This window comes from Adhaeretor mobilis, from assembly GCF_007741515.1.
Taxonomy (GTDB): Bacteria; Planctomycetota; Planctomycetia; order Pirellulales; family Lacipirellulaceae; genus Adhaeretor; species Adhaeretor mobilis.
On record NZ_CP036263.1, the window covers coordinates 306,142 to 332,717 of the forward strand.

Genomic DNA, 26,576 nt, shown 5'->3' on the forward strand with positions numbered 1-26,576 from the left:
TCAGGAAAGCCACCCAACGGTGACTCCACTTGCAAGCAGAGAGCAGCTGGCGCTTGTGTTGCGGCCTCTTTCCCCTGGTCCCACAAGTACGCTTTGCGATGCATTCAGTTCCTAAAGGGCTGGTCCTAAAGGGCTGTGCTCTTACTGGGCTGGGCTAGGTATAGAAACTTCGGTTGCCCCGGCAGGCTCATTCACAACAACTCAGATTTGCGGAATCGATTCGATGCAACGCTACCGAGTCAACTACATCCTGCTGGCTAGTCTGGTCGGCGGATTCTTGGTCTTTTCTGGCGCTTCCTACGCTTTTTGGAACTATCAGGTCAATCGGAATGCCACCGACTTGCTGGATCTTGCGGATCGCTACGAGGAAGAAGGCAAGCAAGCGGATGCTCTGAAAAATCTCGACCAGTACTTGCGCTTGCGTCGCGACGACGATGAAGTTCGCATTCGCATGGCCAATCTGGCTCAAGAGATCTCCGCTCAAGACCAAGCGAGCATCGATGATTATCGCAAGGCGTACGCTGTACTTGAAGACGCCCTCCGCCGAACCGACGACCCGGGCATCCGGCGGAAATTTGCCGACATACAATTGAAGTTCGGCCGACCGATTGATGCCTTGAAGACGCTCGAACCTCTGATCGAGTTGGAGCCGAATAATACGGAGTTGCAAGCCCTCAAAACGCTCTGCCTCTTTCAAGCAAAAAAATTCAAGCCCATGCTGAAGCAGGGGTATGCAATGATCGGCTACAACCCGATCAGCGAAGAGTTTGATCTCGAGAAAGCCACCGCGCCTGGGGAGCTGGAGACGTACGATTTGCTCTCCCGCTATCTCTCTACAATCGGGGAAAACGAGGAGCTCAATAGTCGGATCATCGAGCAAATGGTGATCGCCAATCCGGATACCTTCAAATCGCACCTGATGAACTACAAGGTGGTTTCTCGACGACTTCAGAACGAGAAGGCTCGTACGGAACGGGAGACGACCACCTATGAACAGGCGGTAGTGAAATCCCCCACCCCCAGCCGCAAGGAAGCAGCGCGAAAGGAATTGGAGGCTAAGGAAGCGGAATTCAAGGCTCAACTGGAAGAGATCGAAGCGGAGGCTGAAGCTTCTCTGGCCAAGGCGTATGAGTTGGGCCCCGAGGAAGAGCAAGTCCTCTTGGCTATGGGCAATGAAGAACGTACGGAAGAGCGGTTCGATGAGGCATTGAAATTCTACCGCGAGGGCGCCGAGAAGTTTCCCGAGAATGCAGCGTTCCCGCTGGCGATCTCGCAGACCCAATTGGCCAACGAAGATCCCGAAGCGGCAAGAGCCACGCTCGCTGCTGCGGTTAAAGAATTCGGAGTCGAGCGCGGCTATCCGCTTGCCAAGTCCTACATGGAGTTACTCCTCCAAGACAAAGACGAACAGGCAATTGACCGACAGATCAGCGCGTTTGAGAAAGGTAAGCATCCGATATTCGAGGAGGTTGCCGACTTCTACCGAGCTCGCCAAGCTCAGATGAATCGAGACTTTAAAAAAGCGATACAGATTTATCGACGCGTGCGACCCAAGCTCACTGGCGATCGAGGCTTGCAATTGCAGGCAGGTGTTTACCAGGCGGCTTGCCATGCCGCGCTGGAAGAAGGCGATTTGGCGTTGGATATCTACCGCTCGCTCGCACAGACCTTTCCAGGAAACGCACTCGTCGAGAAGCAACTGAAAGCAATTGAGCGGAGTCAAGGCAGCGAGGGTAGTGACTCTCCCGAGAGAGAACTGCAGCGCATGATTGATGTCCAGCTCGCGCGCGAGGAATCTGAGCAAGACTGGAATCCCATCCAGCTCTACATCGATGGGCTCGTCGACCGTAAGCTCACGACCGAGGCTCGCAAGCATCTGTACGAAGCGCAGGTGGCCGTTGCCCGCGGGTTGTGGGACGAGGCGCAAGATCGCATTCGCGAAGGCTACGCGAAAGATAGCGAAGACATCAACATTCATTATTCGGTAGCAAGGCTCTTGAATGTGATGCCCAACAAGGGCCCTGCCGTTGCGATGAAGTCGCTCGACAAGACCGTCAAAAAGTTTGGCGATTCGGCCTACAGTCGAATCATGCTTGCCGATTTGCTCGCTTCCTTGTACCGGAAGACCGGCGACGAGGAGGTCGCCGACCAGATTCGCACGGTCGCGGAGGATATGGGCGATTGGACTATCGACCAAAAGGCCAACGTGTGGAATGCTGTTGGGTCGCAGTATCGAAGGCTCAAGAAGTACGACGAAGCGTGGCAGGCAACCCTCCAAGCGACCAAACTCACGCCGAACTCGGTCAAACTGTACGATGCTCTGTTCGATATCGGCTACCAAGAGCGCAACGACGCACGCATGGAGGAAGCCCAAGAGCTGCTTCTTAAGTACCTTGGCGACAAGAACGATCCGGCTTATTTAGCACTTGGGGCGAAGCGTATTCTCATCGGCGTTACTTCTGGGGCACTGGCTCGTGAAGAACTTACGAAAGCCGAAGCCATGGTCGATCGAGCGCTCAAGGCTCGGCCCAGTTGGTCGGAGTTGAATATTTTGAAAGGTCAGCTCGCCTTGCAAGGGGCCAGCAGTTCGCAGGATCTTTCCCTGGCAGTCGAGAGTTTTCGCCAAGCCATCAAGAACTCACGCGCCACCCCTAATGTGGTTGCGATCCTTGTGCAGCTACTTGCTCGACAGGGTAATTATGCTGAAGCCTACCAGCAGATGCAGGCCATCCCGCACTCGGTTCGTAGTCAGTATCTTGGCCAAGTGGAAGCCGATGTGCTAAGCAATAATGGCGATTCCGCGGGAGCCTACAAGTCGGCAGAGACGCTCGCGAAAGCAGCACCCGATAACGGTAACGTGCAAGCGTGGTTTGCTGAAATCGCTCGTAATGCCGACAAGCTGGACGATGCGTTGGAAGCTGCCAATCGAACCGTTGAAATTCTACCCGACTCCTTCGGTGCCTGGACCACGCTTGTCAATGTGCTGATTTCGCGTAAAGAATTCGACGAAGTAGAGAGCACACTGCGGAAGGCCCAACTCGCGCTCGACGCAAGTTACATCCCAACGCTAACGGCCTACTACTACAAACGCAGTGGCAAATGGCAGCGTGCCGAGAATATCTATCTCACAATCTGGGGTGAGGAGGATTCCGATGGATCCAACGCACGCCGCATGGCCGACTTCTATCTCACTTGGAATCTCAACGTACCCAAGGAGACGGAGCTAATAGAAAAAGCAAAGCCCTACATTAACCGCATCCTGAAAGATGCCAACGAAGGAAAGTATTCGTTCGATACGGACAACGCCCGCTGGGCTCTCCGCAAGGCCGCTACTATGATGGCGCGTACCGGCGACTATCGCGACTCGCTCAAAGCAGAACGGCTGCTCACCACAGCTTACGAAAAGTCTGCCAACAAAGAGCGAATGGCCGGTTTGCTCGCCGATATCTTTTCCGTGCGAAGAGATCCCGCCTCCTGGTTGAAAGCCGTGGAGATTTTCAGTGATCTGAAACAAACAAGTAAGCTTACCAAAGCGGGAGACGTACGTCTCGGACAGCTACTCTACCAAGTGGGCGAGTGGGAGGCTTGCCAGGACCACATGGAAGATTTGATCGGCCGTTACCCGGAAGATGTTAAGCTGCGTGTGCGCTATCTCGGCATGCTCATCGAGCAACGCGAGTTTGAAAAAGCAGACCAGTGGTTGACCGGCATTCAAGAGTTTGATGAGACGGGAGAGCTAACCCTCGAACTGCGGGCCCAACTGGCCTCAGCTCGTGGAGACATGGAACAAGCTCGCCAGATCCTGCAACGAGTGACTCCCGACGTGAGAAAACTCACTAAAGCTACCCTCCCAAAATTGCTCACGGTTGCTGGCTTTGCCCAGCGCGTTGAAGACTACGAGTACGCAGAGAGTCTCTACGAAAACTATCTGCGCTTCGATAAGAACCCCCAGGTGTTCATGCAACTTGCAGCGTTAAGAGCCAATCACTTAAATGCAGAGCAAGGCTTGCAGGAATTGCAGCAATTCTTCTCGAAAAACATCGACTCGGTCTTGCAGCAGGCAGTCGCGGTTTATCGCAGTCGCCGTGCGGAGTATGGCGATCGGCTTGACGAGACTATCAACAAGATGGTCAAAGCGGCTTTACGAGACGACCCCGAATCTGCTAGGCGACTACTTGCCGAGGCAGAGATGCTAGAGATCCAGGAAAACTACGACGGGGCGATTGCCGCCTACGAGGCGATCCTCGATCGCGACGATATCCCTGAAACCCTGCGTGCAAGCGGCATGAACAACTTGGCGTTCCTCTACGCACTGACCGGACGCGAACAGGACAAGGCGTTACGACTCGTCAACGACACCATCGAACTCATTGGGCCGCTTTCCGATGTGCTCGATACCCGCGGATTGATTCATGTTGCTCGCGGAGAAGGGCTCGACGCCGCAAAGGACATGCGCATGGCCATTCGTATCGGTGCCACACCAAGCAAATACTTCCACCTAGCTCAGGCAGAACTCTTGGCTGGCAATGAGGAGGCCGCCCTAGAGGCGTGGGACCGCGGGGAGAAGATCGGCTTGGAAGCGTCTGTGCTCACTCCGTTGGAGCAGGAGGGCTTCAAGCAGGCAGAACGAAAAATCGAATCCATTCGTGCCAAAGGTGCCGAGCTCTAGAATCGCTGGGAAACCTCAGGGGTGGTTCTGCGGATTATCCCGACCGTAGCGAGCAACGTGACGCCGGCACCCATAGTGAGTACCATAGAGAGATCGAAGCTAGGCGTGCAACCGTCGGCGTGCTTGGTATCATAATATCCAAGGGATGGCCGCTTGGACGATCACTCGTCTCGCTCAACCCTATTGCTGTGCTGTGGTACAAAATTGTGTGTTGATAAACTGTATTGATAAACTGCGCCGCTAGTCTGGTGCCTCAGGGAGTTCCTCTATGTTACTCAAACGCTACCGCATTGCTCTGTTGGCAATCGCCTGTATGTCGATTTCGATAGGCTTCACTGACACGACGTTTGCTCAGCGGCGATCGAGTACATCTGCTGTTCTGGGCCGCGGTATACACTCCTACTTCGATGGGCAATCCTACGAAGCAGAGAGACAACTGACGTCTGCAATTTCGGCCGGAGTCAGCGATCCACTCGCCTTCTACTTCCGCGGTCTCTCGCGACTCAGCCAGGGTCGCCAATTTGAAGCCGAACAAGACTTTCAGATCGGGGCCGCGCTCGAGGCACGCAACTCGCCAAGTGGTCGCGGCATAAGTCGGGCGCTTACTCGTGTGCAAGGTGTGCACCGACGAACTCTGGAAAAATTCCGTCGCCAGGGGCGCCTCACCAATGCCAACGCAGCTACCCAAGAAGCTCAAGCCAAGTACCGTAAACTCACCACACGCGAAACTTATGTACTAAGAAAGCCTGTCGAACTCCCCGTAGCGCAATTGCTAGAGCCCTCTTCAGTGGAAATCGTCACCCCCGATTCTCAAGTGATGCCCGGCACCTACGTCGAGTCGGCTCCGGTTCAACCCGCGATCTCGAAGCCATCGCTGGAGGAATCCCCATTCGGTGAGCCCGTTAGTGAGCCCGTTGTCGCGCAGCCTTCCAAGGACGTAGCCAATAAGCCAGTCCCAACAGCTGAATCTGCAGCGCCCTCGCCGTTTGAACCTTCGCCCGCACCAGCAGCTCCTGTAACGGTCGATAGTGGCGATGCATTATTCGGTGACTCCGAACCAGCCAAAACTGCGGTCACCGAATCGACGCCCCTTCAGCCAGTTCCACAACCAGTGCCAGCTCCGCAGCCAGAACCAGTCGCCGAGCCGCATGTGGTTGCGAACGAAAGCGACGAAGACCCCTTCAGTGCTCCCGAGCCCACAGAGATGGCCAAGACCCCCGCTGACGACCTTTTCGGAGCTCCTGCCGAAAGCGAAACGCCCGAGGCAGACGATCTGTTTGGAGAACCAGAAACGGTTGAACCAGATTCCAGTACACCTGCAGAGACTGACATGTCCGCTGAGGACCCCTTTAGCTCCGATGAACCTTCCGAACCCGAAGCTGCTGATGACTTGTTTGGCGAGTCTGAACCGGACGAATCAGCTGAGCCCACGCCTGCAGATGTTGCCTCGGAAAAACCTTCACCTATTGCGGAAGCAACCACCGCGAAAATCACACTTCCCGAATCGAGCAAAGTAGAATCTGGCAAGCTACTTGGCGTACTCGGTAAGGTAGCTGGTGGACTTCTTCCCAAGCCAAATATCGAATTGCCCAAAGATTTGCCCCCATTTGGTCAAGGCGCTCCCGGCCCCGGTGACGCCGGTCAGGACGCCGCACCTGACGCCGGTTTCGAGCTGGGGCCAGACACTCCGGCAGGAGAACCTCTACCCGCGCCAGCAGCACCTCAGCCCGCCGCGGCACCTGAAGACGACCTCTTTGGCGATATAGCAGAAGAGACTGATCCATTCGGAGAAGAAGCTGAAATGGCTGAACCGGAACCCGAGGCAGCCGAACCCAAAGAGACGGAATCAGAGAAAGTGCTTTCCGGAGAAGAAGAAGTTGCTGACGAACAAATGTCAGAGAAAATCTCCGAGGGGGAAACAGACGATGAAGCCACGGAAGAGTCTTTCGAAGAAAGCGAATCCGATGTTCATGAGTCCACGACTGAGGAGTCCGAGGACGACCCTTTCGACCTGTTCGAATGATTTCCTTTCTCTGGCAAAGTAGCCCAACCAGGCAGGCGAGGAATTACTAGTCGTGTTCAGTTTTCCTAGGCGAAACGCCGACGCGTTGAGCAATGGTACCCCTCGTTGCTTGGCATGGGTATTGTTCACGGCGCTCGTCGGCTGCACATCGCTTATCGGTTGCGAAGGCAATTCGAAAGTAGCACCACCGCAGGTTCCCGAGCTCACTCCCGAGCAAAAGCTCGAAGTGGTGGTCGGCCGCCTGGAGAGTCTCTTTCAAGAAACACGCATCAATTCGGGGCTCGTCGTGAGTCGGTCGATCACGCATCGCTATCTGCCGGCCTCTGAAACGGGCTCTAGTCCAATTGACATAATCCCAGTAGATAACACGCCAGTTGATAGTGATCCCGTTGACGGCCGCAGTGCCAACGATGACTCCATGGCAGTTCCCACCGGCGAGATTGAGGTGGTCACGAAACGCTCCATCGCCTTGCGCCCCGGTGAGGAACAAACCTCAACCACTGAGGAACCTACCGAGCCAGCACCTCCGGTTGTTCACCGATCGGACAGCGACACTAAAAAGTACATGCTCTCCTTTCGAGAAGATCGCTGGCAGCTAGATACGCAGCTGACGAAGGAATCCGAAAAGCTGTGGTTTGAGTACGCGCTCGAGAAACGCTAGTCCCTGATCATCTCCTATCCTGTAAGGAGCGTCCTCCGAGGCGTTCTAGGAAACTATTCTCTATGTCGGACGCTCCCTCGTTTCCCAAAGTCGCCCAATTGCGGAGCGTCGAACAACTCTCCCAGCGATTGGAGGAGTTAAAAATCTCGCTGCCGATCGACAGCGAAATTCAAACCGCTGCGGCCGGCTCTCCCCTAGCGCAGCCCTACGAAGTGGCTGGTCACACAATTGGCAATCGCTGGTGCATTCATCCCATGGAGGGCTGGGACGCCAACCACGATGGTAGCCCCACCGAGCTCACTCTACGTCGCTGGCGGCGTTTCGGGCGCAGCGGTGCCAAGTTCATCTGGGGTGGCGAAGCTGCTGCCGTGCAACCCACCGGACGCGCGAATCCCAATCAAACGCTTGCCACCGAAGAGAATCGCGCGGGGCTCAAATCGCTACTGGACGAACTACTCGCCGGCCATCGCGAACAGGGCCTCACGACGGACGATTTGCTCGTCGGTTTGCAGCTCACCCACTCGGGCCGTTTCTGTAAACCCAACGATCACCATCGCTGGGAACCAAAAATCGCTTATCACCATCCACTGCTCGATGAGAAGTTCGGCATCGATCCAGAAGATGAAACCATTGTCTGGACCGATTCAGATCTTGAGCAGCTCATCGATAGCTATGTCGCGGCAGCGCGACTCGCCCATGAAGTTGGCTACCAGTTCGTCGATGTCAAAGCATGCCATGGCTATCTACTGCACGAGTTTCTCAGCGCTCGCACTCGACCGGGCCCCTACGGTGGCGATCTCGCGGGGCGCAGTCGCGTGCTGGTTTCGATCATCGACCGTATACGCCAGGAACTTCCCGACTTGGCTATTGGAGTGCGTCTGAGCATCTTCGACACCGTGCCCTATCGTACCAGCCGCGAGACGGGGCAGCCGATGGACTATCAGTCGCTGCTACCGTACGAGTACGGCTTTGGCGTGAATCCACAGAACCCGTTGGAGTACGATCTCACCGAACCGCTGCAACTCATGCAAACGCTCATCGAGCACGGCGTCGCGATGCTCAACATCAGTTGCGGCAGTCCTTATTACGTGCCCCACATCCAACGCCCCGCCATCTTCCCACCCGGCGATGGCTACCTGCCGCCGGAAGATCCGCTCGTTGGCGTGTGGCGACAAATGGACGTAGTACGCCAATGCAAGGCGGCACTCACCACCGCCGGCCACGGCAACGTGCCACTGGTGGGTAGCGGCTATTCGTACCTGCAAGACTACCTCCCACAAGTTTCCCAAGCCGCGGTCCGCGAAAACTGGGTCGACTTCGTCGGCCTGGGCCGTATGGTGCTCAGCTACCCTGAGCTACCGCTAGATGTTCTTCGCGAAGGCAAGCTCGCCAGAAAACTCATCTGCCGCACCTTCAGCGACTGCACCACCGCCCCCAGAAACGGCATCGTCAGCGGTTGCTACCCTCTAGACGAACACTATAAGAAGATGCCAGAGCGACAGGAGTTGATACAGATTAAGCAGGCATTGGATGGATAGCCATGTCACGGCCAATTCGATTTGACCTAGTCACGCTGTTCGTCGGTACAACCGTCTGGGCAGCACTGCTCGCCGGGATGCGGCTGCTCGGCTTTCCACCGCGTGGATACGTGGGTGTTTCCGTATATCTCATTTCAGTGGGAACCTCACTGGTCGTTTTTCGCAAGTACAACCGCCCGCTATCCATCTCGATCTCCTGTGGAATTGTCGTTGTGGTTCTTGGCGAATTGTTTCTTCAGTTGGTTCAAGGAACTCCTGCCCGAGTACCTAGATTAGAATTAGTTGTCTGCGGAGCCGGCTACGGGACCATCGCCTTCTTTGTTTTCAATGGTGTACAAATTTTGTCCGCCTGGGTTCGATTGCTGCTAAACCGCAAAGTCGGCTAGAAAGCGATCCCGCCGTACAGCGGCACCCTTTCACCTAGCGTCGCGTCTCGACGGCGGTGCCCCAGGCTTCCATCGATTGCAGTATCGGCTCAAGGCTCCTGCCGAGTGCCGTCAACGAGTACTCCACCTTCGGCGGAATCTCGCCAAAGTCTTTTCGATCCACCACGCCATCTGCTTCAAGTTCCCTTAACTGCTTGGAGAGCGTCCGGGCAGAAATCGTACCGAGCGAGCGTGTCAGTTCTCCGAATCGCATCGTGCCATGCAGCAGGAAGTGAATGATCAGCACCTTCCAGCGACCGCCGATGACTCTCAGCGTCGTCTCGACCGGGCAACTCACGGCAGCTTGCTTCTTGACCTTTGCCACGACACCTCCCAAATAGTATCTCTTGTGTTACTACTAACAAAAATGCCCATACTTGCAGAATGACTCCGACAGGCGTAAAAATCAAGGCGTCGCATGACATGAGTGGTATTGTCGTTCTCGACTCTGCACGGCCACTCAACAGCATTGCTAACTCTCGTACTCTTGCAAAGGAGAATCGGAATGGCTTCCACCAATGGAATGATTGACCCGGATGATGTTGTCATGTTGCTCATCGACCATCAGAGCGGCCTGTTTAATACCGTGCAGGACCTTCCCGTTCCCGACCTGCGAAACTATGCCATTGCACTAGCCAAGACCGCGACGTTGTTGGACATACCTGTGTTGACGACGGCGTCGGTGCCGGACGGTCCCAATGGGCCGCTGATTCCTGAAATTCACGAGTTCGCGCCACATGCACAGTTCATTCCGCGAACCGGACAGATCAATGCCTGGGATAATCCGCCGTTTGTTGAGGCTATCGAGAAGACCGGGCGCAAGACGATGGTAATTGCCGGAACACTAACGAGCGTGTGCCTGGCATTCCCAGCAATCAGTGCAATCGAGGCGGGCTACAAGGCGTATTGTGTTGTCGATGCCTCGGGCAACTGGAGCAAGATGGCAACCGACTTGACGATCGCACGCATCACACAGGCGGGTGCGATTCCGATGGACACGTTTGCAATGGTTGCTGAGTTGATGCGAACTTGGAACCGGGCAGAAGGCTCACAGTTTGGCGCAATCATTGCGGAACACATCGTGCCCACCTACAAGTGCCTGATGGAAAGCTACGACAAGGCTCAGGCGGTTGTGAAAGATGGCCCCGAAACGATGATGGATAGGTACCAATGAAATAAGACAGGCCAAGTCACTTGGAAAGTAGAGCCATGAAAAACATCAAGCAAATCGTACGCGACATTCCCCAACACTGGGTTGGCGACGGCTTCCCGGTACGGAGCCTGTTCTCCTACAGTGGCGGGAATGAGTTCGACCCGTTCCTACTGCTCGACTATGCAGGTCCCCACGAGTTTGGCCCAGACCAGACTAAGCGAGGTGTGGGCGAGCATCCGCACAAAGGATTTGAAACCGTCACGATCCTTTATCAAGGAGAATTGGAACACCGCGACTCCAGTGGTGGTCATGGTACGATCGGCCCAGGCGACGTGCAATGGATGACGGCCGCTGCGGGAATTGTCCACGAGGAGTTCCACAGCCGCCAATTTGCAAAGGAGGGTGGTACCCTGGAGATGGTGCAGTTGTGGGTCAACCTACCAGCCGACGCGAAGAAGACGCTGCCCAAGTATCAAGACTTGCGCGACGAGCAGTTTCCTCGTGTTGCCTTGCCAGATGTCGCTGGAACAGTTCGCGTCATCGCTGGCGATTTTCTAGAATGTCGTGGCCCGGCCGAAACCTTCACACCTATCAACGTCTGGGACGTGCAGCTCAACGCAGGTCGCGCTCTGGATGCGCGAGTTCCAGCGGGGCACACCGCGCTGCTCATCGTTCAAAACGGCAACCTCACGGTGAACGACGTGCCGGTCAAAGCCGTCGAGCTGGTGGAATGCGAGCGAGCGGAGGAAGCCATCAAGCTGCACGCAGAAACCGCGTCGCGGGTCTTAATTCTCACCGGCGAGCCCATCGCCGAACCAGTCTACGGGCAAGGCCCATTCGTGATGAACACACGCGAGGAAATCCAAGTAGCAATCGCCGACTACCATGCAGGCAAAATGGGAAAGCTCAGTTCGTAGGACTAGCTAGTTGTTTGCGAGCGAGCGGAATTCGTAGGCGATTCCATGTGACCAGCTCCCCATTGGAGTTTCGCAAAAACTCCCCGCTCCTCGCACAGATCAACGCTACGGAATGCCGTAAGTCGTGATCTGGTAGCGAGTTGGATACAATCTGTGGTCAGCCCGATCACGATATGATCTTAGCGAATGAAAGCAAATGCTTTCCAAAAAGCAACATAACGTGATGCGCTGCAACGACTTGTGGACTGCGAACTAGTTCTGGCACGAGACATGCCTTCTTTACCGGTGGTCAAGCGACTGATTCACGCAATGGTTGCTGTGGATTTAGGAACTTAGGTTTTATGGCGCTCCTCCCGCGCCAAGGAGAAGAAAACATGATTCGAAAAGCGTTAATCGCGGTTTGTGCAGTCGGCCTTATAGCCGTGGCAGGTGCCTCTGAAGCGGATGCCGGCTGTCGTCGTGGCGGCGGTGGCTACTACGGCGGTGGCGGTTACGGTGGCGGCTATTACAACTCGGGTTATCGTAGCTCTAGCTACCGTGGCGGCTATGGCGGCGGTTACCACTCTGGCTATCGCGGCTATTCACGCGGACCAAGCTACTACAACAGCGGCTATCGCGGCGCCTACGGTTACGGCGGCGCTTACGGTCGAGGCTACGGCCGCAGCGGCGTCAGCGTATCCTTCGGTTTCTAGAGCAACTCCCATTTCACTGCGGTGCTCGCACCTCGCTAAAAGTGAAGGGAACTAGAAACATTTCGATCCCCGCAGTCGAGCTTATTCGGCTGCGGGGTTTTCTGTAGATGAGGATCGCCAAGCGAAAACGGCATTCCACGGAGGCGAGGGAACGACCCCCGAACATCTCTCAGGCTCTTCGACAGATTACTATTCCTGCGCCGAGCGAACCTCAAGATGCCTATGGTTTTGGGAGCTATCTAGACCGGAAGGGTGCACCGTCTGGTCACGACTTGGTGGAAATACTCCGCAGTTCGCCAGGTGTACACGCAGGATGCGAATTACCTCGGAGGTTGTGGAAGGCTCGCGGTGCAATGATTCGTGTTTGGCGTCTACTAGTATCTCACTGGCAACTCCCAGGAGACGAGCACTCGCTACGGGAACCACTCCGTCGGCTGGTTCACCATCACGCATGTTTTTCCCAGTACCAATGATTGAGTGGAGCTTCACCCAGGGAGAATAGGGTAGTCTCGTAGTTGAAGCCAGCAGTGCACTTTCCGGTTCCAGCAGGTCGATGCTCGTGGGAAATCGCTCGGCGAATTCTTCGGTAAAAACATCCGGATTGTCACGAATTAGTTGAGTGTGCGTAGCTTCTGTACTGGCATCCGTCTCTACGAGCATCGATCCTAGGCGACCGATGGGGCGACGTGCCCAGGAGGAACCGGCATGAGGTGTCCCAATAAATACAACTCGTTTCACATCATGTGAGGGCTGAAAAAAAAAGCTCTGGTGCAAATCTCTTCGTGTCTCTTCTGTGGTAACCAACGCTCCCAAGGGAATGCGCGCGATTGATTGCCAGAGCTGATCTCCACTGCTCGTGACTTGAAGCTTTGCCACATTACCACCCATGCTATGTCCGACAAGCACGATTTGCGAGAAGGCAGGATCTTGGTGTTGGGGGTCGTATGTGCTGCGGATCTGATGAAGTTGCCGTCGCAGTACTGCCGCACTCGTGAGGAACGGTTCTCCCGTAGAGTACCGGAAACCCCACCACTGGAATCTGGCGTTTAAGTCTGGCCGAGCGCGGAGCTCATTAACTAGGTTGGTCCAGGTCTTCGGGTCACTCAGCAGCCCATGAACGAAGATCACCGGAATCTTGCCGGACTGATACGGTTCGATCATGAACAGACCATCGCCTGAGCCTGTTGCTCCCGGCTGGAGAAAGTCATTGAGCCACTCACGATCCCCGCCCAAGCTCTCGTAGGCGATCGGAGCGGATAAATCACGTACGAGAGAAACTGCAGAGCGCCCTAGTTGCACATCCGATTCGCGTAGTGGATCGTAGAACTCAAGTTGATAGGAAGCTTGCTCCTTACAGAATCGAACTAGGGCGGTCGCTGCAAAGGACTGTTCTTGCTGTGTGAATGGTTGCGGATTGATGACGTTGCGTGAAACAACCAACGGTACTCCCAATCCTGTACTGCGATAGGCTGTCGACACCGCAGGAGTGGAATACTCCCCGACTGGTTCCAGATGTTGAAACTGATCGGGCGACCAGTTGAATCCGTGATAACAGGTCGGCAAAAGAGTCGTCCCACAGGAGCTGGCAACGATCAACCCTCGATTGGGGTCCCAGCGACCGAATCGCTGGCCTGTGACAATCAGTTTAGCGACAGAAGATTGGTAGAGGCCAACCGCTCGCGTAGAGGACTTTCCCTTGCTCGCAATCTCACGATCGAGAGCTTCCCATGCTTTGCAAGCAGTCTTGAGATACTCTTCGACACAATCGGGACAGTTCTTGGCCTCAAGATCAACCGCTGCGAGGTAAGAGTCTTCGGCTGCTATCAGGCCCCAATTGCCGATGCCATCTCCATTCGGAGCGGTGTAAGCAAGAGGGTGCCACTGCGTGCGCTTCGGGGCGACCGAACATCCGACAACCAGAACAGCACAAACAGCTACCACTAGTAGGCGCTGTGTGATTTGAAATCTGTGAACGGACTCATCCATTAGCCTGATCCTCTTCCGTGACTTCGTAGCTTGGACCGCGCAGCTTCCAGCTACCGACAGTTCAAACATACCACTTCCCTTGTCGGGAAATGTTGCACGTCACCGTTCAGGAAGAATTGGGACCAGCTTTTCGCCTTCCTGAGTCGGGAGAATCATTCCAATCCGAAAGGTTTAGCAGCGAATCGCTCTCGTTCAGCAGGGCACTCGCGACTCACTTCTGCCTGGGATGGTTTGTCCAGGGGAGGAGTAGCAGGTTGAGGTCGGCTTATTTCAATTCAAACCGCATGAGCTGATAGCCAATAAAACCACGGCGAGTTGCCTTCTCCAGCAAGTTCGTAGCGCGCTTGAAAAGTGCTGCTTCCGTCTCATCTTCCCAACCCTCAACACACTGATCGAGAAACGTATAAGTTGGCAGTGTGTTTGGGCTAATGTCTTCAGTGTGCGTTAAGGACAAGTCACAACTAGCTGCTAATTCTTTGTAACGATCCAGTGTCCAACTGATATCGATCGAGCCGTAGGCGGAGCGAACTGCCTCGTCCTCACCTAGGTTGATGCCTTCCATAAAATTGGCTGCACGTTGATTGAGCAGAAAGTCGGATAGAGTAAGGCTTCCTCCCTTGCGCAGAACCCGAGAGACTTCAGCGAAGAAAAGTGCTCGATCGAAATGAAACACACTCTCCACGCACAATGCCAGATCAATAGAACTGTCGGCAAAAGGGAGTTCAGCTGCATCGGCAGCAATGAAATGCACTAGGTTATTCGGGCTAGGTTCGATCCAGGCAGCGGCATGGCGCAACTGTTGTGAATTGATATTCAAGCCAATTAGTTCGACTTGTGAGTAGTGGCGATTGAGGCAGGAGATCGTACCTCCGAAACCGCAGCCGACATCGAGAATCCTTTGCCCGTTGGTGATTTCAGCAAGATCAAGCAGCTTCAGGCACATTGCCTCGGCGGCATGACCATAGTCGCTGGCGCTCACGTGACCCTGAGCCGGATCTTCGAAGTATCCCCAATGGACGTGCTTCCCGAAGGCCGCCTTGATTTGCGCATCGTCCTTGGCAAGTTGGCGCATGAGGCGCGCAAAGTAGGGTACGCTGGAGGTTGGTTGCGTCATGGGCCGATTTCCAACAACTTTCGTGTTGCCCTTGGGGTCTGACGACCAACGGAACAGGATTATACGCTAAGCGGTCGTCAGCCCTGCCCAGGCGGGCCTAATCCTTCCAGAAATCCTTGAACCGTGCCGCTGTGAGCTGGGTGTAGCGGACGGTGTGCTGGATGTTCTTGTGGCCGAGATACTGCTGGATGGCTCGTGTGTCGTGGCCATCGTTGGCGAGCTTGTAGCCTGTTGCATGGCGAAGCATATGCGGATGCACCCGGAAACCGAAATTAGCCTTTTCGCCAGCTCTGGCAATCATCTTACGAACTGCTGAGGCCGTTAGTGGCCCTTTTCGTTCCGTGACAAACACATAGGGCGAGCCCGGATAGTCGCGCTTCAAACGACGCAACGCACGGATTTCTGGACCGCGAATTGGATGAACGGATGGAAGGCCGTCTCTTAAACGGCTGACGTGCATCCGTCCCTGTTCTAGCTCGACCACATTCCATTGTAAGGAAACGAGTTCCGAGACTCGAAGACCGTGGCGGTAGGCAACAAGAATGATAGACGAGTCGCGATGGCGATGCCGTCCAACTTTTGACGCGGCTCTTATTAGCCGGTCTACTTCCTTGTCAGTGAGGTATTCACGTGGTCTCACATCGGAGTTTTTGGCTTTGAAGGCGGTAACTTTCCCGAAAACGATGCTTGGCGTCGATTGGTTGAGGTGTTCATACCTCGAAGAATCGGCCAATCAATAACTCAAACTTTCCCTAAAAGGGTCAGATGCGGGAGAGTTTTAACTTGCAAGAGTTGGCTTGTGCAACAATACACCTCTGCAACTTTGCGTCAGCGAAAAGCGGCTTCGGGTTGTCTAGCCAACTTGCAACTTGTCTCACGGCGAAATGCAGGCGGTAGATATAACGTTCGCGGCAATTCGCGAATTGCCCCTCGACTGTACGATGTCGCAGTCTCGTAAAATTGACAGCTTTCTGATCAAGAGCTTACGCAATATTCAAGGCTCTTTTCTCGATACCCTACTCGCTGAAAAAACCAGAAGAGTTCACAACGCTATTCAGGCAGTCAATTGCAATACTTCCGTTTTCAATTCGCCGAGATTTCTTTGTAGCATGGCACTCGACTATGCACGATTTTTAGGATAGCGCCGGTGGCGGGTGGTCAGTAGGCCCAATCCCGCTGCTATGCAAATGCTGATCGTTGTAGGCTCGGGCACAATGATCTCACTGATCACAGCGATCCCGCCAGGTCCTCCTGTGTTCGATACCAGCAACGCAAGCTGAGATATTTGATTCAGACCACTTCGCTTGAGACCGCTGCTGGCCTCCGTCTGGCTAAATTGAAAGCTGATAATTTCGCCTTCTATGAATGGCTCTCGTTCTCGGGCAACTTGAATCAGTCCCAGTTCATCGTCAAATAAGAAGATGCCGCTTCCTCCACTATTCGGTGCCGTATTCGCCAAGCTTGCAGTGAATGCCACTTGCCCCTGATCGTTGAGAACGGGATCTGAAAATGTAGAGAAGGTACCGTCGCCGTCGGGCGCCAATTGCCCAGCGCGTACAATCTCGGTGAGCGGCTCAGAGCCATTTCCGAGAAAGATCGCTGAAACGTTGCCTAGGAGCGTGTTTGCCAAGCCAGCTCTGAAGGCCACCTCACTTCGATTGTTGGTTGTCAGTCCGACAAATCCTGTCAAGGTTTCGTTTCCGTCTCCAATGACTTTACCGCTCCGTGCGATTTCCCTTGGCACCGCGCTACCATCTCCAAGGAAAACGCCGCGATTGTCACTGGAGCCAGCAACCGTGTCACGAAGCGTTGCTAGGAAGGCGACTTGTCCACTCTCATTTAACCCAATATCCGAAAAGGAAGAAAACGCTCCGTTGTTACCCGGTGCCTGCTGGCCACCTCGCACAATCTGTTCAAGTGGCGAGTCTCCATCGCCTCGAAATATGCCGTTCTCGGTGTTGGATGAGCCGCTGAGACCAGCTAGCAAGCCAACGAAGGCTGCTTCGTTGCTATTGTTAAATGCCGGAGTGCCGAGTGCGGCGAAGTTTCCCTGGCCTCCAGGCGCAGGATCCTGCGTCCTGGCAATTTTTATTAGCCCGCTGGAGCCATTACTACGGTACACTGCCGCATAGTCATTGAAGCCCCCACGGGTGTCACCCAATTGAGTGAAGAAGGCAACTTCGCCCAGATCGTTAATGATGGGATCGAAGAGCCGAGAGAAAATACCATCACCACTCAACGTGGGCTGGCCTTCACGCGCGATCAGTGCCAAAGGGCCGCTCCCATCTCCTCGAAGGATCGCGAAATCGTCGCTACTTCCCCCGCTGGTTCGCCGTAAGCTTGCGCGAACTGCAACTTGGCCGGTGTTGTTAATTGCAGGACTTAAAAATCCCGCTAACTCTCCATTGGCATCGGGTGCAGGCTGGCCTTCTCTCGCGATTTGCACGACCGGCGTTTTTCCGCTTCCCACGAATAGGCCACTATCATCATTGGAGTTGCCCGTTGTGCCCGTTAAGGATGCGAGAAATGCCGCAGCACCATCATCACTTAAAACGGGAGGCAGGAAGTCCGCGTACATGCCATTGCCGTCAGGCGTCGCTTCGCCGAAACGAGCGACTAGTATGGGTGTATTCGCGTTTGCCAGAGATGCAACAAATCCCACTACTGTTGCAGCAAAAAATGTGATATCACGAATTCTTACTGAGGCCCGCGCAGAGAGCAATAAATGGGTACTGGGAAGAAAAAATTTAGACATAGTCAATCCGTGCCTGGAAGGAACTTGTGGAACAGCAGTGCAAGCGTATCGATACTACCAGCCTAGAGCTTAGTCAAAAAATTTCACTCACCCATACAACCAATATGTGTGGCAAGACTACAATGATCCATGGAGAACAGAAAAAATAAATACCCATTGCCGAGGAGGCGATCGACCATGTACTCAACCGCACATAATCGCCAGTTATCGAGCGAAGCGAACGCTTCCCCAAGCGATGTTAAACCCCAATTCTAAGGTCGGGATACCGGCAAATCAAATAGTTTGCGTCGATCCCGAAGCAGGGAAGCACGTTCCAGCGAACCAGCTTCAACTGGCCACGTCTTGGGGCTATAAATGACTCTAAATCAAGTCCAGATAGAGGTTTTCATGCAAGGAGGCTTTTCCCGTGCCCGTCGACTTTCTCACCGACGACCAGGCCCAGCGATACGGGCGATTCGCGGGAGAACCGACCCCTAAGCAGCTTTCTCGGCACTTCCACCTCGATGATACCGACCGGGCTCACATCGCCTGTCGACGTGGAGACCACAACCGACTCGGCTTCGCCGTGCAGCTCTGCACGGTCCGATTCTTGGGAACATTCCTGCCGGACCCAACTGATATCCCGGCCAGTGCGAATCTCGCTCGTCAGTTAGGACTTATACACGCAGCTTGCCTGCCACGATACTTGGAGCGTCCACCAACTCGACTGGAACATGCGGCAGAAATCCAGCGTCTCTACGGCTATCGCAACTGTTGTGAATTGATATTCAAGCCGATCAGTTCGACTTGTGAGTAGTAGCGATTGAGGCAGGAGATCGTACCTCCGAAACCGCAGCCGACATCGAGAATCCTTTGCCCGTTGGTGATTTCAGCAAGATCAAGCAGCTTCAGGCACATTGCCTCGGCGGCATGACCATAGTCGCTGGCGCTCACGTGACCCTGAGCCGGATCTTCGAAGTATCCCCAATGGACGTGCTTCCCGAAGGCCGCCTTAATTTGCGCATCGTCCTTGGCGAGTTGGCGCATGAGGCGCGCACAGTAGGGTACGCTGGAGGTTGGTTGCGTCATGGGCCGATTTCCAACAACTTTCGTGTTGCCCTTCAGGCAAGACAACTAGGACATGGTGACTCCGATTGAGTCAGCATCGCCAGAGCCGAACTCGTTATAAAGTCATCGTAGCAACTTTAGCCGCTTGTTTTCTCGCGGAAGTTGGACAAACCTCTGCGAGGGAGTGGGGACGCCAACTCGACGAGGTGGATTTCTCCCGAGTAGCATCTTCAGCCGACGAGTTCACCCATCCGAATAGTGTTGGTCTCTTTTTTCCGCACTTCGTCATTTTGCGACGAATCTCTGTAACACCTTCACGGCTGCTTCGCTTGCATTGTTAGAGGCAAAACGTCACTCAGGCGACCTCTCACTGAGTCCGAAAAACTCCCCTAATTTTGGAAGGACACGACGATGACTACTCAAAATCGATTTGCGACGTTGGTGCTGGCACTTGTTGTTACAGCATCCTTGGCCGCCACCGCAACGGCCCAGCGAAAGGGCAACACTCGATTCGAAACGAGTCAACTCACTGCACAAACAGCCCGAGCTGGGTTCCTAAACCCTCAGTCACCTGAAGACGTGAAGTTCTTGCAGGCACTGAATACGATTTCTCCCTACAGGCAGTGGATGATTGGCGCTAACAAGACAGGATTGGTTTACCCAAAATCATCTTGGAGCAGCGGTTCGATGCAAAGGAATTACAACCTCAAGAATAAAACGGTACGGAAGTTCCTTCAGTATGAGAATATGGGTGCTGGCCAGGGGATGGAATTGGACTGGACCGACCACGCTAGTGCAAACATGGCCATCCAGAAATCGCAATGGTTCTTCTCGACTCCCTACGGTTCGGGCTCAGTCCAGTCACCGATTATTTACGGCGAACCGATCGCGATGGCTTGGGGTTCGAAGAGCAAGTTCGTGAAATTCTCGAAGCAGGCGGTCGGCGTGAACTTGGACTGGTCCAGCTCACCCTCCTACGAATGGGTGATCCTGGGCGGTCGGCCGGGAACGAACGTCAATCGTGGGAAGGACTGGATCGCGCTCTTCAATCTTAGGATCAATCAACCGCTGATCCGCTTCGATCGAAACGTCGGTGGCGGCATTGGTTTTGTTGGTGAAACTAGAACAGGCGACTCACAGGCCGACCTCCGGCAATTCCTCCGGAAGATGCAAAGAACTGGTAAGATCCTCAGGACACCCTGGACTAACTGATCGTCAGGGGCCAGATTGCAAGTGGAAATGAAGTAGAGCGAAGAATGTTTGTCGACAAGCGGCGGCTAACTTCCCAAGGGAGCTGGCCGCTGTTTTCGTTGCGTCCGAGATGCGACAGACCAAGAGCTGCGGGCATTGTGACTTCGCGAAAAAAATCTGTAATACTCCGACAGTTGCCAACTGCTAACCTGCACAAGAGTCATCGTTTGACGCACTTTCAGAGTCAGTAGTGGCACACGCCGGGAGTTCTGGGGAGTCTAACTCCAGTCGGTCGATGTGACAGATCGCACCCACGAACCTCCCTAGCTAGCCTGGGTCGTTGAGCATCGGTAATAGGAATCAACGACAGCTTGGCCGGTGTAATTTGGGCCCGCTTGATCGTCCGCCCCCACGTACTGGAACGGCATGCGCTGCTTTTGCCGTCCGTAGCACTTCAAAAGATGGTGCTGGGATGAAAATTCGAAATCTGCTTGTCGTAGCCCTTCGACAATTTGCCGCGGAGAGGTTGCCCCTTCAATCTTGAAGTTACTGGCATCCAAGTTAGCTACCAATATTCCGTGTGGATTGAGCCACGATCTGGCTCGGAGAACCAAATCAAGTTTGTCACCAATGTAGTGCAGACCGTGGACGCAGGTAATCAAGTCGAAATTCTCATCGGGCGACCAATGCGTGAGTGAGGCTTGCACCAGCTGGAGCCTCTTTGATTCTGAAGGCAAGAATTGCCCAACGAGATCAACACCAACTATAGTGATCGCTAAGTCGTCAGACTCAACAAGGGATGCTGCTTGAATGAGGGCCTTCCCCGTTCCGCAGCACAAGTCCAACCACCGTGCATTTCCATGAGTCGCCGCCAGTTCCTTCAGCAAGTCCATTGGATTAAGCCGCAGCTCCTTATCATACCCGTTCGTGCCCAGCAAATTGCGTTCTCTATTCATGCAGCAATTAACGACAACGGATGACCTCTCCAACACATCATCAGCTAGCAACTTCATAGGTCAATCCAAAGTGCGTTTGCAGAAGAAGCGTTCATCGACCGAGTTGTTGCAGTCGATCCGACTCGAATGTGAATCAGGCTGTGCGGCGGCGGCTTCGCGCGTAAGTGAGCATGCCTAGCAGGAGCATCGGCAATGTTGATGGCTCGGGAACTACCGTCGCGGCTGCGGCCAAATCCGAAGCGGCTCCTTGTCCGCGTTGCCAAGCCAGGAAATCATTGCCATCGACGTCGTGATCGGCATCGGCGTCGCCATCTTCGAGCATTGCGTTGCCCGTCATCCCATAGCCCGACTGCCAGTTTGCGAGGTCGGCCCCATTCACGAAGCCGTCCTCGTTGAAGTCGCCTAGCAGCGGTACATCGCTCAGGGACAACAACAACTGCGGGCCCAGGCCACTGCTGTTGTCTTTGGAATCGAAGCGGATCGCACCGAGCGATCGATCGACGTCTTCGCCGTCGAAACGTACCTCGCGAGAAATTAGGAAGTTCACCTGCTGGTCGCCGTTGAGTTGCAGAAAGTCAGTGACGTCCAGAGCCACGGACTCGAAAGATTGGCTGAGCGTGAGGTGACCGAGGAATTCGGCAGTATCGCCGACGCCGGTGATGAAGTTGTCCGCTATCTCGGTTACCGTGCCGGTTGTTTCAAACAGGTTGTTAGTCATGGCCCAGGTGATCGAAGACTCGTCCCAGTTGTCGCCGACGATTCCGTAGACGTGGGCAGTGACGAACTCGGCGTCGCCTTCGTTGATTTCGCCGTGCAGTTGCAATACGGCTTGTTCCACGACAGATGATGAATCTACTGCGGAGGTATCGAACTGGACCAGTCCGACCGCTCGACCATTAGGACTATTAGTGACATTGCGTACGTAAAGGTTGTTGCTACTACCAGCGTTGTTGCTGAGGTTATTGCCGGCTCGCACCGTGGCGTCGTCAGTCGCGGTGAGCGCGAGCGTTTGGTCTGGCGCTGTGCGCGGCACGGACACTAGCAACACGCTTTCGGGCGATTGCTCTACGTCGATCTGCAGGCTGTTTGTCACGACGGAGCGTTGGGTAACCTCAGCGAGATTGCCTTCCGAAACTTCTTCGATCTGCACAATGGCACCTGGCTGAACGTTGAGGTCGGAGAGGTCGAACGTCAGGCTGCGGCTCTGTGTTGCCTCGTTTGCCGAAAGCACATAGTACGTGTCTTTGGATTCGTTGTAGCTGGTCGCAACGTCAAGGTTGTTGATGCTGTGCGTGGCTTCATCAAGTAGAGACTGTGCACCAACAAAGCCTTTTGTGAACAGCTTGAGCACGCCGGCGGCTGCACTGGCTCCGCCAACATTGTAGGGGGCGTCGAAACGACTGTTCGTGAAGATGCCGTTCTTCTGGAGGAAGCTGTCCTCGGCGTTGGAGTCGAATTTGAATAGGTACAGCTCGTCGGCTTGCTGGTTCGTAAGGCCGGTGATGATGCCCCCGAGCCGCGCGTAGCGTGACGGTGTGTTGAGGTCATCGGTTCGATCCTCGAAGACGCCGTTGGAGTGAACATTGAACTCGGTAAGGCCGAAGCCGACTTCACCAGACAGGTTATTAACGGCAATGTCATTTGCCGCTTCTTGTTGGATAAACGCCAAGTCATCGGCGTAGCGGCGGCCGTCTTGGTTGTATTGTTGGTAGGCGTAGGTGTGGACCAGTTGAAAATTAGGATCGACTTGGCCAAGGAAATTGGTGTTGAGGTTGTTGATGACCAGTTCGCCCCAACCTTGCTCGTCGTCGCGGGTGTCGGAGTTGTCCGTGCGGGCGAAGTACTCGTTGGCGCCGCCCGCGGTGATGGGAGCGAGGATGTTGGCTTGGAGGTTCTTACCGAAGTCGCGGTTCACGTCGGCCAAGGCACTTTGAATGGCGTCTGATGCTAGTTGTAAGCGGAGCAGGTAGTCTTCCTGAGTCACGTCCTGGCTACCCTGATCGGGCTCGTTGTACATGCTGTATCGCTCGACATCGTGGTTACTACCGAGGTAATAGGCCTGGGCGTAGTAGTGCTGCCAATGTTCCCAACTGTCGGCCCAGCCGGCGGCGGTGCCGGCCTGGGCGAAGGGGAATTGGCCCTCAGTTCGGTTGATCATGGCTAGCGGGCTGATGCCATTGCTAGTCAACTCGCCGTAGGCAAAGTCATAGTTAATGAAATCCGATTCGTTGTGTTGATAACCATTTTCAAATGCCGAGAAGTTGATCAACGAAGGATTGGTCGGGTTGGCCCGCACCGCAGTGCGTCGCGCGAGGAAGCTGGACTCGCTGCTCACACCATCACCGTGGCCGGGGATGTCGTCGACCTGTTCGATGTTGGGGGCGGAAGTGAAGATGCGTGCGCCGTTGACGCCGGTCCACCGCCAGAACGTGCTGGTATTGGCCCCCGGAAGGTAGTTGCCGCTATTCAGCCCAATGATACTGGGTGTTTCGCCAACGACCGTCGATTGGATTGTGACAGTTTGGCCAGATACGTCGTGGGTGGCCAAGAGCGCAGCAAGCACTGCGACAAGACACAAAGCAGCTGCCATCGGGAGTTTCATCGTCCGCCTCTATGATTTTGCGCAGAATCACCTGCTGAGGTGTCTGTTCCGTTTACTGTCTCTGCCCGTTGCACTGCCCGCCCGAAATTGCGGATGCCATGCCGCTCCGATCACCTCTGCGGAGCAGCCTTCATTCTACATGATGGATTCCTTCTTGCCGCATTGCAGCAGGCTGGCCTGACGGCGATGGAGTGTCCCTTGGTAAGTGAGCAGCACAGCTTGCCAGTTACCGATAGAGCCTGAAGAAAATCGCAGAGCGGCTCTCATCGCCCTAGCGTCATTTTATGGCAGAAGGGCTTCCTGTCTCACCAACCGCTGTTCAGCCTCGAGTTCTGCGCAACTCTGATCATGTGCCTCAAGACGCATGCAACCTAGCATTGGAGTTCTATCGACGGCGCACAAAAGTCAAATAGGCCACAATGGTGGTATCGAAATGTGGACACATGGGGGATTCCAAAACTATGCTATGACGCTGCGATTGCAGTAAGACGTTATAAAATAAGGACTTACGAGAAATGTTGTGTTTCTGGCACGCTACATGCATTATCTCTTACCAGATCGCTCAATGCTTGAGCGACACAAGTCAACAACCTATCGTTTCACTGAAACTACCGTGTTTCAAGAGACAACATTTTTTCGGGAGAAAGCCATGATGACACGAATCCTTACTTTGGCCGTTATTGCAACTGGTATGACATTCACAGCAGCTACTGATGCAGAGGCCCGTCCGTTCGTTCGGCGTGTTGCCCCTGTTCGACGGGCTGTTGCCATCGCCCCAGTACGTCGTGTTGCTCCAGTACGTCGTGTTGCCGCTGTTGCCCCAGTTGCCCGTCGCGCAGTGGTTGCTCCGGTGGTTCGACCAGTGGTACGCCCAGTGGTTGCTCCCGTGGTTCGACCTGCTTACTACCCGACTCCTGTTTATCACGCACCCATCTACAGTGGTGGATATAGTGTCGGCGGTGGAGTAGGCGTCTACTCGCCAGGCGTGTCGGTCAGCGTCGGCTTCTAAGCGAAACATAGCAACTCAATGCCCTGAAGAAACGCCCGCCTTTCCCACTTGGGATTGGCGGGTGTTTCTATTTGGAACTCTCTTTTTGGGCGCTGGTGGCATGTTCATATCGACATCATTAGCAGCCTGCGTGTTGTCATTCGTGCCAATCCGCGCTAGATCTTCCCCAGAGCATTGCTTTGTCGACCGCCCGTTACGAAAATAGTAGGGCAAGTGGCGACTCCCGCTACTTGCCCCGCCTTAGCATTCCAGGGAGTTTTAAAATGATCAAACGTATTTGCATCCTGAGCGTCGTCGTTTTAGGTCTGACCGCCGCTAGCGCCACGGAAGCCGATGCCAGAGTCTTTGTGCGTCGTGTGGCACCCGTGCGACGCATTGCTGCTCGCGCCGTTTTGCCACCCTACCCGGTCGCTCGTCGCGCTGCTTACGGACCGGTCTATCGACGGTCCTACTATCGCCCCGCGTATTACGGTTCCAGCTACTACCGCCCAGGGGTTTCGGTCAGCGTCGGTGGATTCGGCTGGTAAGCACTTGCCCGATTGGCACGCTGTTAAGCACGGCCGCTGGGTTTCCAGCGGCCGTTTTGCATGCGCGAGTTGTCGCGGGCTGCTTCACCGCGAGTGCGAGTTTCTCGTAAGCATAGCGACCGCAACTCGAAGTGTAAGCGAGGGAAACTCCGAAACTCAGCCTATCCATCGCCAACGCTTCGGGTTGTGATAACGCTACGGCGCTTGCACCAAAGTGAACAGCTCGCAGGGCGTGGCAAACCGGTTTGGCGGCGTCAGTGAATACGCTTCAAAAAAGATCTCAATTCCCCATGAACAACTGACAGCTTTCCGACGTATCGATGGGTGGACTGAGCTGGGAGCATGGAATCCGCCCCATTTTTCTTTTCTAACGCCCTTATCCAGGGCAAAAAGCGCACCGCATGAAACGCCTCGCTCCTTTCTTTCGCCAACGACTGGCGGAACTCGACCGCTTGCTGCGCGGTGATGCCACTCAGGCTGAGGCTCTCGAGGACAACAAACTCGATGTCTCTGCCGGCGGGCTGCTCGTCATTGCCATGCTGCTGGCTGCTTTTTACGGGCTTTGTATGGGTTCGTTTTCTTTACTCAAGGAAATGCCTGTCGAACTGGTCGATCCCTACGGGCCGGTCAAGCAAGTCTTGGCTTCGATGATCAAAACGCCCGCCTTGTTCTTACTGACCCTGCTGGTCACGCTTCCTTCGCTGTATGTGTTCAATGCGTTGGTAGGCTCGCGATTAACACTCCTCGGCATGACACGCCTCTTGGTGGCCGCGATGAGTGTGAATATTGCCGTGCTGGCCTCGTTGGGCGCAATCGTCGTTTTCTTTTCGTTAACGACCAAGAGCTACCCGTTCATCCTGCTACTCAACGTAGCTGCTTTCACCGTGGCTGGCGTTTTGGGCATGTTGTTTTTGTTGCAAACTCTCCATCGAATGACCAAGAGCGAGCATCGTGAACACCCCAAAGCAGTGGCGAAACCCTCGATTCAGATGAAGTCTCCGATTGAACTCACCCCGCTGACTAGCCAAGAAAAATCGAAGAGCGAGACAACGTCATCCGAATCAACGAAGGGAACCCTTCAGACGAGTGCACTTGATATGCCCCAGGGACAAGTGCTTGGTGGTTCGACGAAAGTGGTATTTCGTTGCTGGATCATCCTGTTCTCGCTTGTAGGTGCGCAAATGGGCTGGGTGCTACGACCCTTCGTCGGCAGTCCCAACATGCCGTTCACATTCTTTCGTGAACGCGATTCAAACTTCTTCGCTGCGGTAGTTGGCGCTCTGCAGCAACTGTTCACTGGAGGGTAACAAA

Annotated in this window: 22 protein-coding genes; 13 read left to right on the forward strand and 9 right to left on the reverse strand. The window is 54.6% G+C overall.

The annotated features are described in order from the left end of the window. Positions 1 to 223: 223 nt before the first annotated feature. The 5 genes from HG15A2_RS01165 (at position 224) to HG15A2_RS01185 (ending at position 9,277) form a co-directional block, all read left to right on the forward strand. A complete protein-coding gene (locus HG15A2_RS01165) occupies positions 224 to 4,669 on the forward strand; it encodes a tetratricopeptide repeat protein (RefSeq protein WP_145057019.1) in 4,446 nt (1,481 codons plus the stop codon). A 268-nt stretch (positions 4,670 to 4,937) separates the two neighbouring features. Beyond that, positions 4,938 to 6,692: a hypothetical protein gene (locus HG15A2_RS01170; RefSeq protein WP_145057021.1), complete on the forward strand. Its 1,755-nt coding sequence runs from the start codon at positions 4,938 to 4,940 to the stop codon at positions 6,690 to 6,692. 52 nt (positions 6,693 to 6,744) lie between these two features. Next, positions 6,745 to 7,353, forward strand: coding sequence for a hypothetical protein (locus tag HG15A2_RS01175; protein WP_145057023.1), 609 nt, complete (start codon positions 6,745 to 6,747; stop codon positions 7,351 to 7,353). A 62-nt stretch (positions 7,354 to 7,415) separates the two neighbouring features. Further along, entirely contained in the window at positions 7,416 to 8,891 is a 1,476-nt protein-coding gene (locus tag HG15A2_RS01180) for an oxidoreductase (RefSeq protein WP_145057025.1), read from the forward strand. Between the two features lie 2 nt (positions 8,892 to 8,893). Then, a complete protein-coding gene (locus tag HG15A2_RS01185) occupies positions 8,894 to 9,277 on the forward strand; it encodes a hypothetical protein (RefSeq protein ID WP_145057027.1) in 384 nt (127 codons plus the stop codon). A 34-nt stretch (positions 9,278 to 9,311) separates the two neighbouring features. On the opposite strand, the gene HG15A2_RS01190 is transcribed toward HG15A2_RS01185, so the two are convergent. Then, a complete protein-coding gene (locus tag HG15A2_RS01190; RefSeq protein WP_145057029.1) occupies positions 9,312 to 9,641 on the reverse strand; it encodes a winged helix-turn-helix transcriptional regulator in 330 nt (109 codons plus the stop codon). Positions 9,642 to 9,821: 180 nt separating this feature from the next. Between HG15A2_RS01190 and HG15A2_RS01195 the strand changes: the two genes are divergently transcribed. The 3 genes from HG15A2_RS01195 to HG15A2_RS01205 all read left to right on the forward strand — a co-directional run bounded on the left by HG15A2_RS01195 (position 9,822) and on the right by HG15A2_RS01205 (position 12,078). Beyond that, positions 9,822 to 10,490, forward strand: a complete 669-nt coding sequence (locus HG15A2_RS01195) for a hydrolase (RefSeq protein ID WP_145057031.1) — start codon at positions 9,822 to 9,824, stop codon at positions 10,488 to 10,490. 35 nt (positions 10,491 to 10,525) lie between these two features. Next, a complete protein-coding gene (locus HG15A2_RS01200; protein ID WP_145057033.1) occupies positions 10,526 to 11,386 on the forward strand; it encodes a pirin family protein in 861 nt (286 codons plus the stop codon). A 374-nt stretch (positions 11,387 to 11,760) separates the two neighbouring features. Then, on the forward strand, positions 11,761 to 12,078 hold the full coding sequence (locus HG15A2_RS01205; RefSeq protein ID WP_145057035.1) for a hypothetical protein: 318 nt from the start codon (positions 11,761 to 11,763) through the stop codon (positions 12,076 to 12,078). A 189-nt stretch (positions 12,079 to 12,267) separates the two neighbouring features. Here the strand turns inward: HG15A2_RS01205 and HG15A2_RS01210 are convergent, their stop codons facing one another. The 4 genes from HG15A2_RS01210 to HG15A2_RS01225 form a co-directional block, all read right to left on the reverse strand. Continuing rightward, complete coding sequence (locus HG15A2_RS01210; RefSeq protein ID WP_218932246.1) at positions 12,268 to 14,064, reverse strand: esterase/lipase family protein; 1,797 nt, start codon at positions 14,062 to 14,064, stop codon at positions 12,268 to 12,270. A 265-nt stretch (positions 14,065 to 14,329) separates the two neighbouring features. Continuing rightward, a complete protein-coding gene (locus HG15A2_RS01215; RefSeq protein ID WP_145057039.1) occupies positions 14,330 to 15,178 on the reverse strand; it encodes a class I SAM-dependent methyltransferase in 849 nt (282 codons plus the stop codon). Positions 15,179 to 15,275: 97 nt separating this feature from the next. Further along, positions 15,276 to 15,818, reverse strand: a complete 543-nt coding sequence (locus HG15A2_RS01220) for a tyrosine-type recombinase/integrase (RefSeq protein ID WP_218932247.1) — start codon at positions 15,816 to 15,818, stop codon at positions 15,276 to 15,278. 480 nt (positions 15,819 to 16,298) lie between these two features. Further along, a complete protein-coding gene (locus HG15A2_RS01225; protein ID WP_145057041.1) occupies positions 16,299 to 17,933 on the reverse strand; it encodes a DUF7453 family protein in 1,635 nt (544 codons plus the stop codon). A gap of 406 nt (positions 17,934 to 18,339) precedes the next feature. Between HG15A2_RS01225 and HG15A2_RS23725 the strand changes: the two genes are divergently transcribed. Then, positions 18,340 to 18,729 (forward strand): DUF4158 domain-containing protein, encoded by a 390-nt coding sequence (locus HG15A2_RS23725; protein ID WP_218932248.1) that lies wholly within the window; start codon positions 18,340 to 18,342, stop codon positions 18,727 to 18,729. Here the strand turns inward: HG15A2_RS23725 and HG15A2_RS01235 are convergent. Continuing rightward, complete coding sequence (locus HG15A2_RS01235; protein WP_145057043.1) at positions 18,675 to 19,001, reverse strand: SAM-dependent methyltransferase; 327 nt, start codon at positions 18,999 to 19,001, stop codon at positions 18,675 to 18,677. The two genes, HG15A2_RS23725 and HG15A2_RS01235, sit on opposite strands and share 55 nt — an antisense overlap. Before the next feature lie 390 nt (positions 19,002 to 19,391). Between HG15A2_RS01235 and HG15A2_RS01240 the strand changes: the two genes are divergently transcribed. Then, complete coding sequence (locus HG15A2_RS01240) at positions 19,392 to 20,192, forward strand: hypothetical protein (protein ID WP_145057045.1); 801 nt, start codon at positions 19,392 to 19,394, stop codon at positions 20,190 to 20,192. A 302-nt stretch (positions 20,193 to 20,494) separates the two neighbouring features. Here the strand turns inward: HG15A2_RS01240 and HG15A2_RS01245 are convergent, their stop codons facing one another. The 3 genes from HG15A2_RS01245 to HG15A2_RS24740 all read right to left on the reverse strand — a co-directional run bounded on the left by HG15A2_RS01245 (position 20,495) and on the right by HG15A2_RS24740 (position 23,996). Then, a complete protein-coding gene (locus HG15A2_RS01245) occupies positions 20,495 to 21,184 on the reverse strand; it encodes a class I SAM-dependent methyltransferase (RefSeq protein ID WP_145057047.1) in 690 nt (229 codons plus the stop codon). A gap of 76 nt (positions 21,185 to 21,260) precedes the next feature. Next, entirely contained in the window at positions 21,261 to 23,729 is a 2,469-nt protein-coding gene (locus HG15A2_RS01250) for a CBM96 family carbohydrate-binding protein (RefSeq protein ID WP_145063874.1), read from the reverse strand. Between the two features lie 135 nt (positions 23,730 to 23,864). Further along, complete coding sequence (locus HG15A2_RS24740; RefSeq protein ID WP_261342147.1) at positions 23,865 to 23,996, reverse strand: hypothetical protein; 132 nt, start codon at positions 23,994 to 23,996, stop codon at positions 23,865 to 23,867. A 382-nt stretch (positions 23,997 to 24,378) separates the two neighbouring features. On the opposite strand from HG15A2_RS24740, the gene HG15A2_RS01255 reads away from it, so the two are divergent. The 3 genes from HG15A2_RS01255 to HG15A2_RS01265 all read left to right on the forward strand — a co-directional run bounded on the left by HG15A2_RS01255 (position 24,379) and on the right by HG15A2_RS01265 (position 26,572). Then, positions 24,379 to 24,738 carry a hypothetical protein gene (locus HG15A2_RS01255; protein WP_145057049.1) on the forward strand — a complete coding sequence of 120 codons (360 nt, stop codon included), beginning with the start codon at positions 24,379 to 24,381 and terminating at the stop codon, positions 24,736 to 24,738. A gap of 263 nt (positions 24,739 to 25,001) precedes the next feature. Continuing rightward, positions 25,002 to 25,265, forward strand: a complete 264-nt coding sequence (locus HG15A2_RS01260) for a hypothetical protein (protein WP_145057051.1) — start codon at positions 25,002 to 25,004, stop codon at positions 25,263 to 25,265. Positions 25,266 to 25,666: 401 nt separating this feature from the next. Beyond that, positions 25,667 to 26,572: a hypothetical protein gene (locus HG15A2_RS01265; RefSeq protein WP_145057053.1), complete on the forward strand. Its 906-nt coding sequence runs from the start codon at positions 25,667 to 25,669 to the stop codon at positions 26,570 to 26,572. The last annotated feature ends 4 nt before the right edge of the window (positions 26,573 to 26,576 follow it).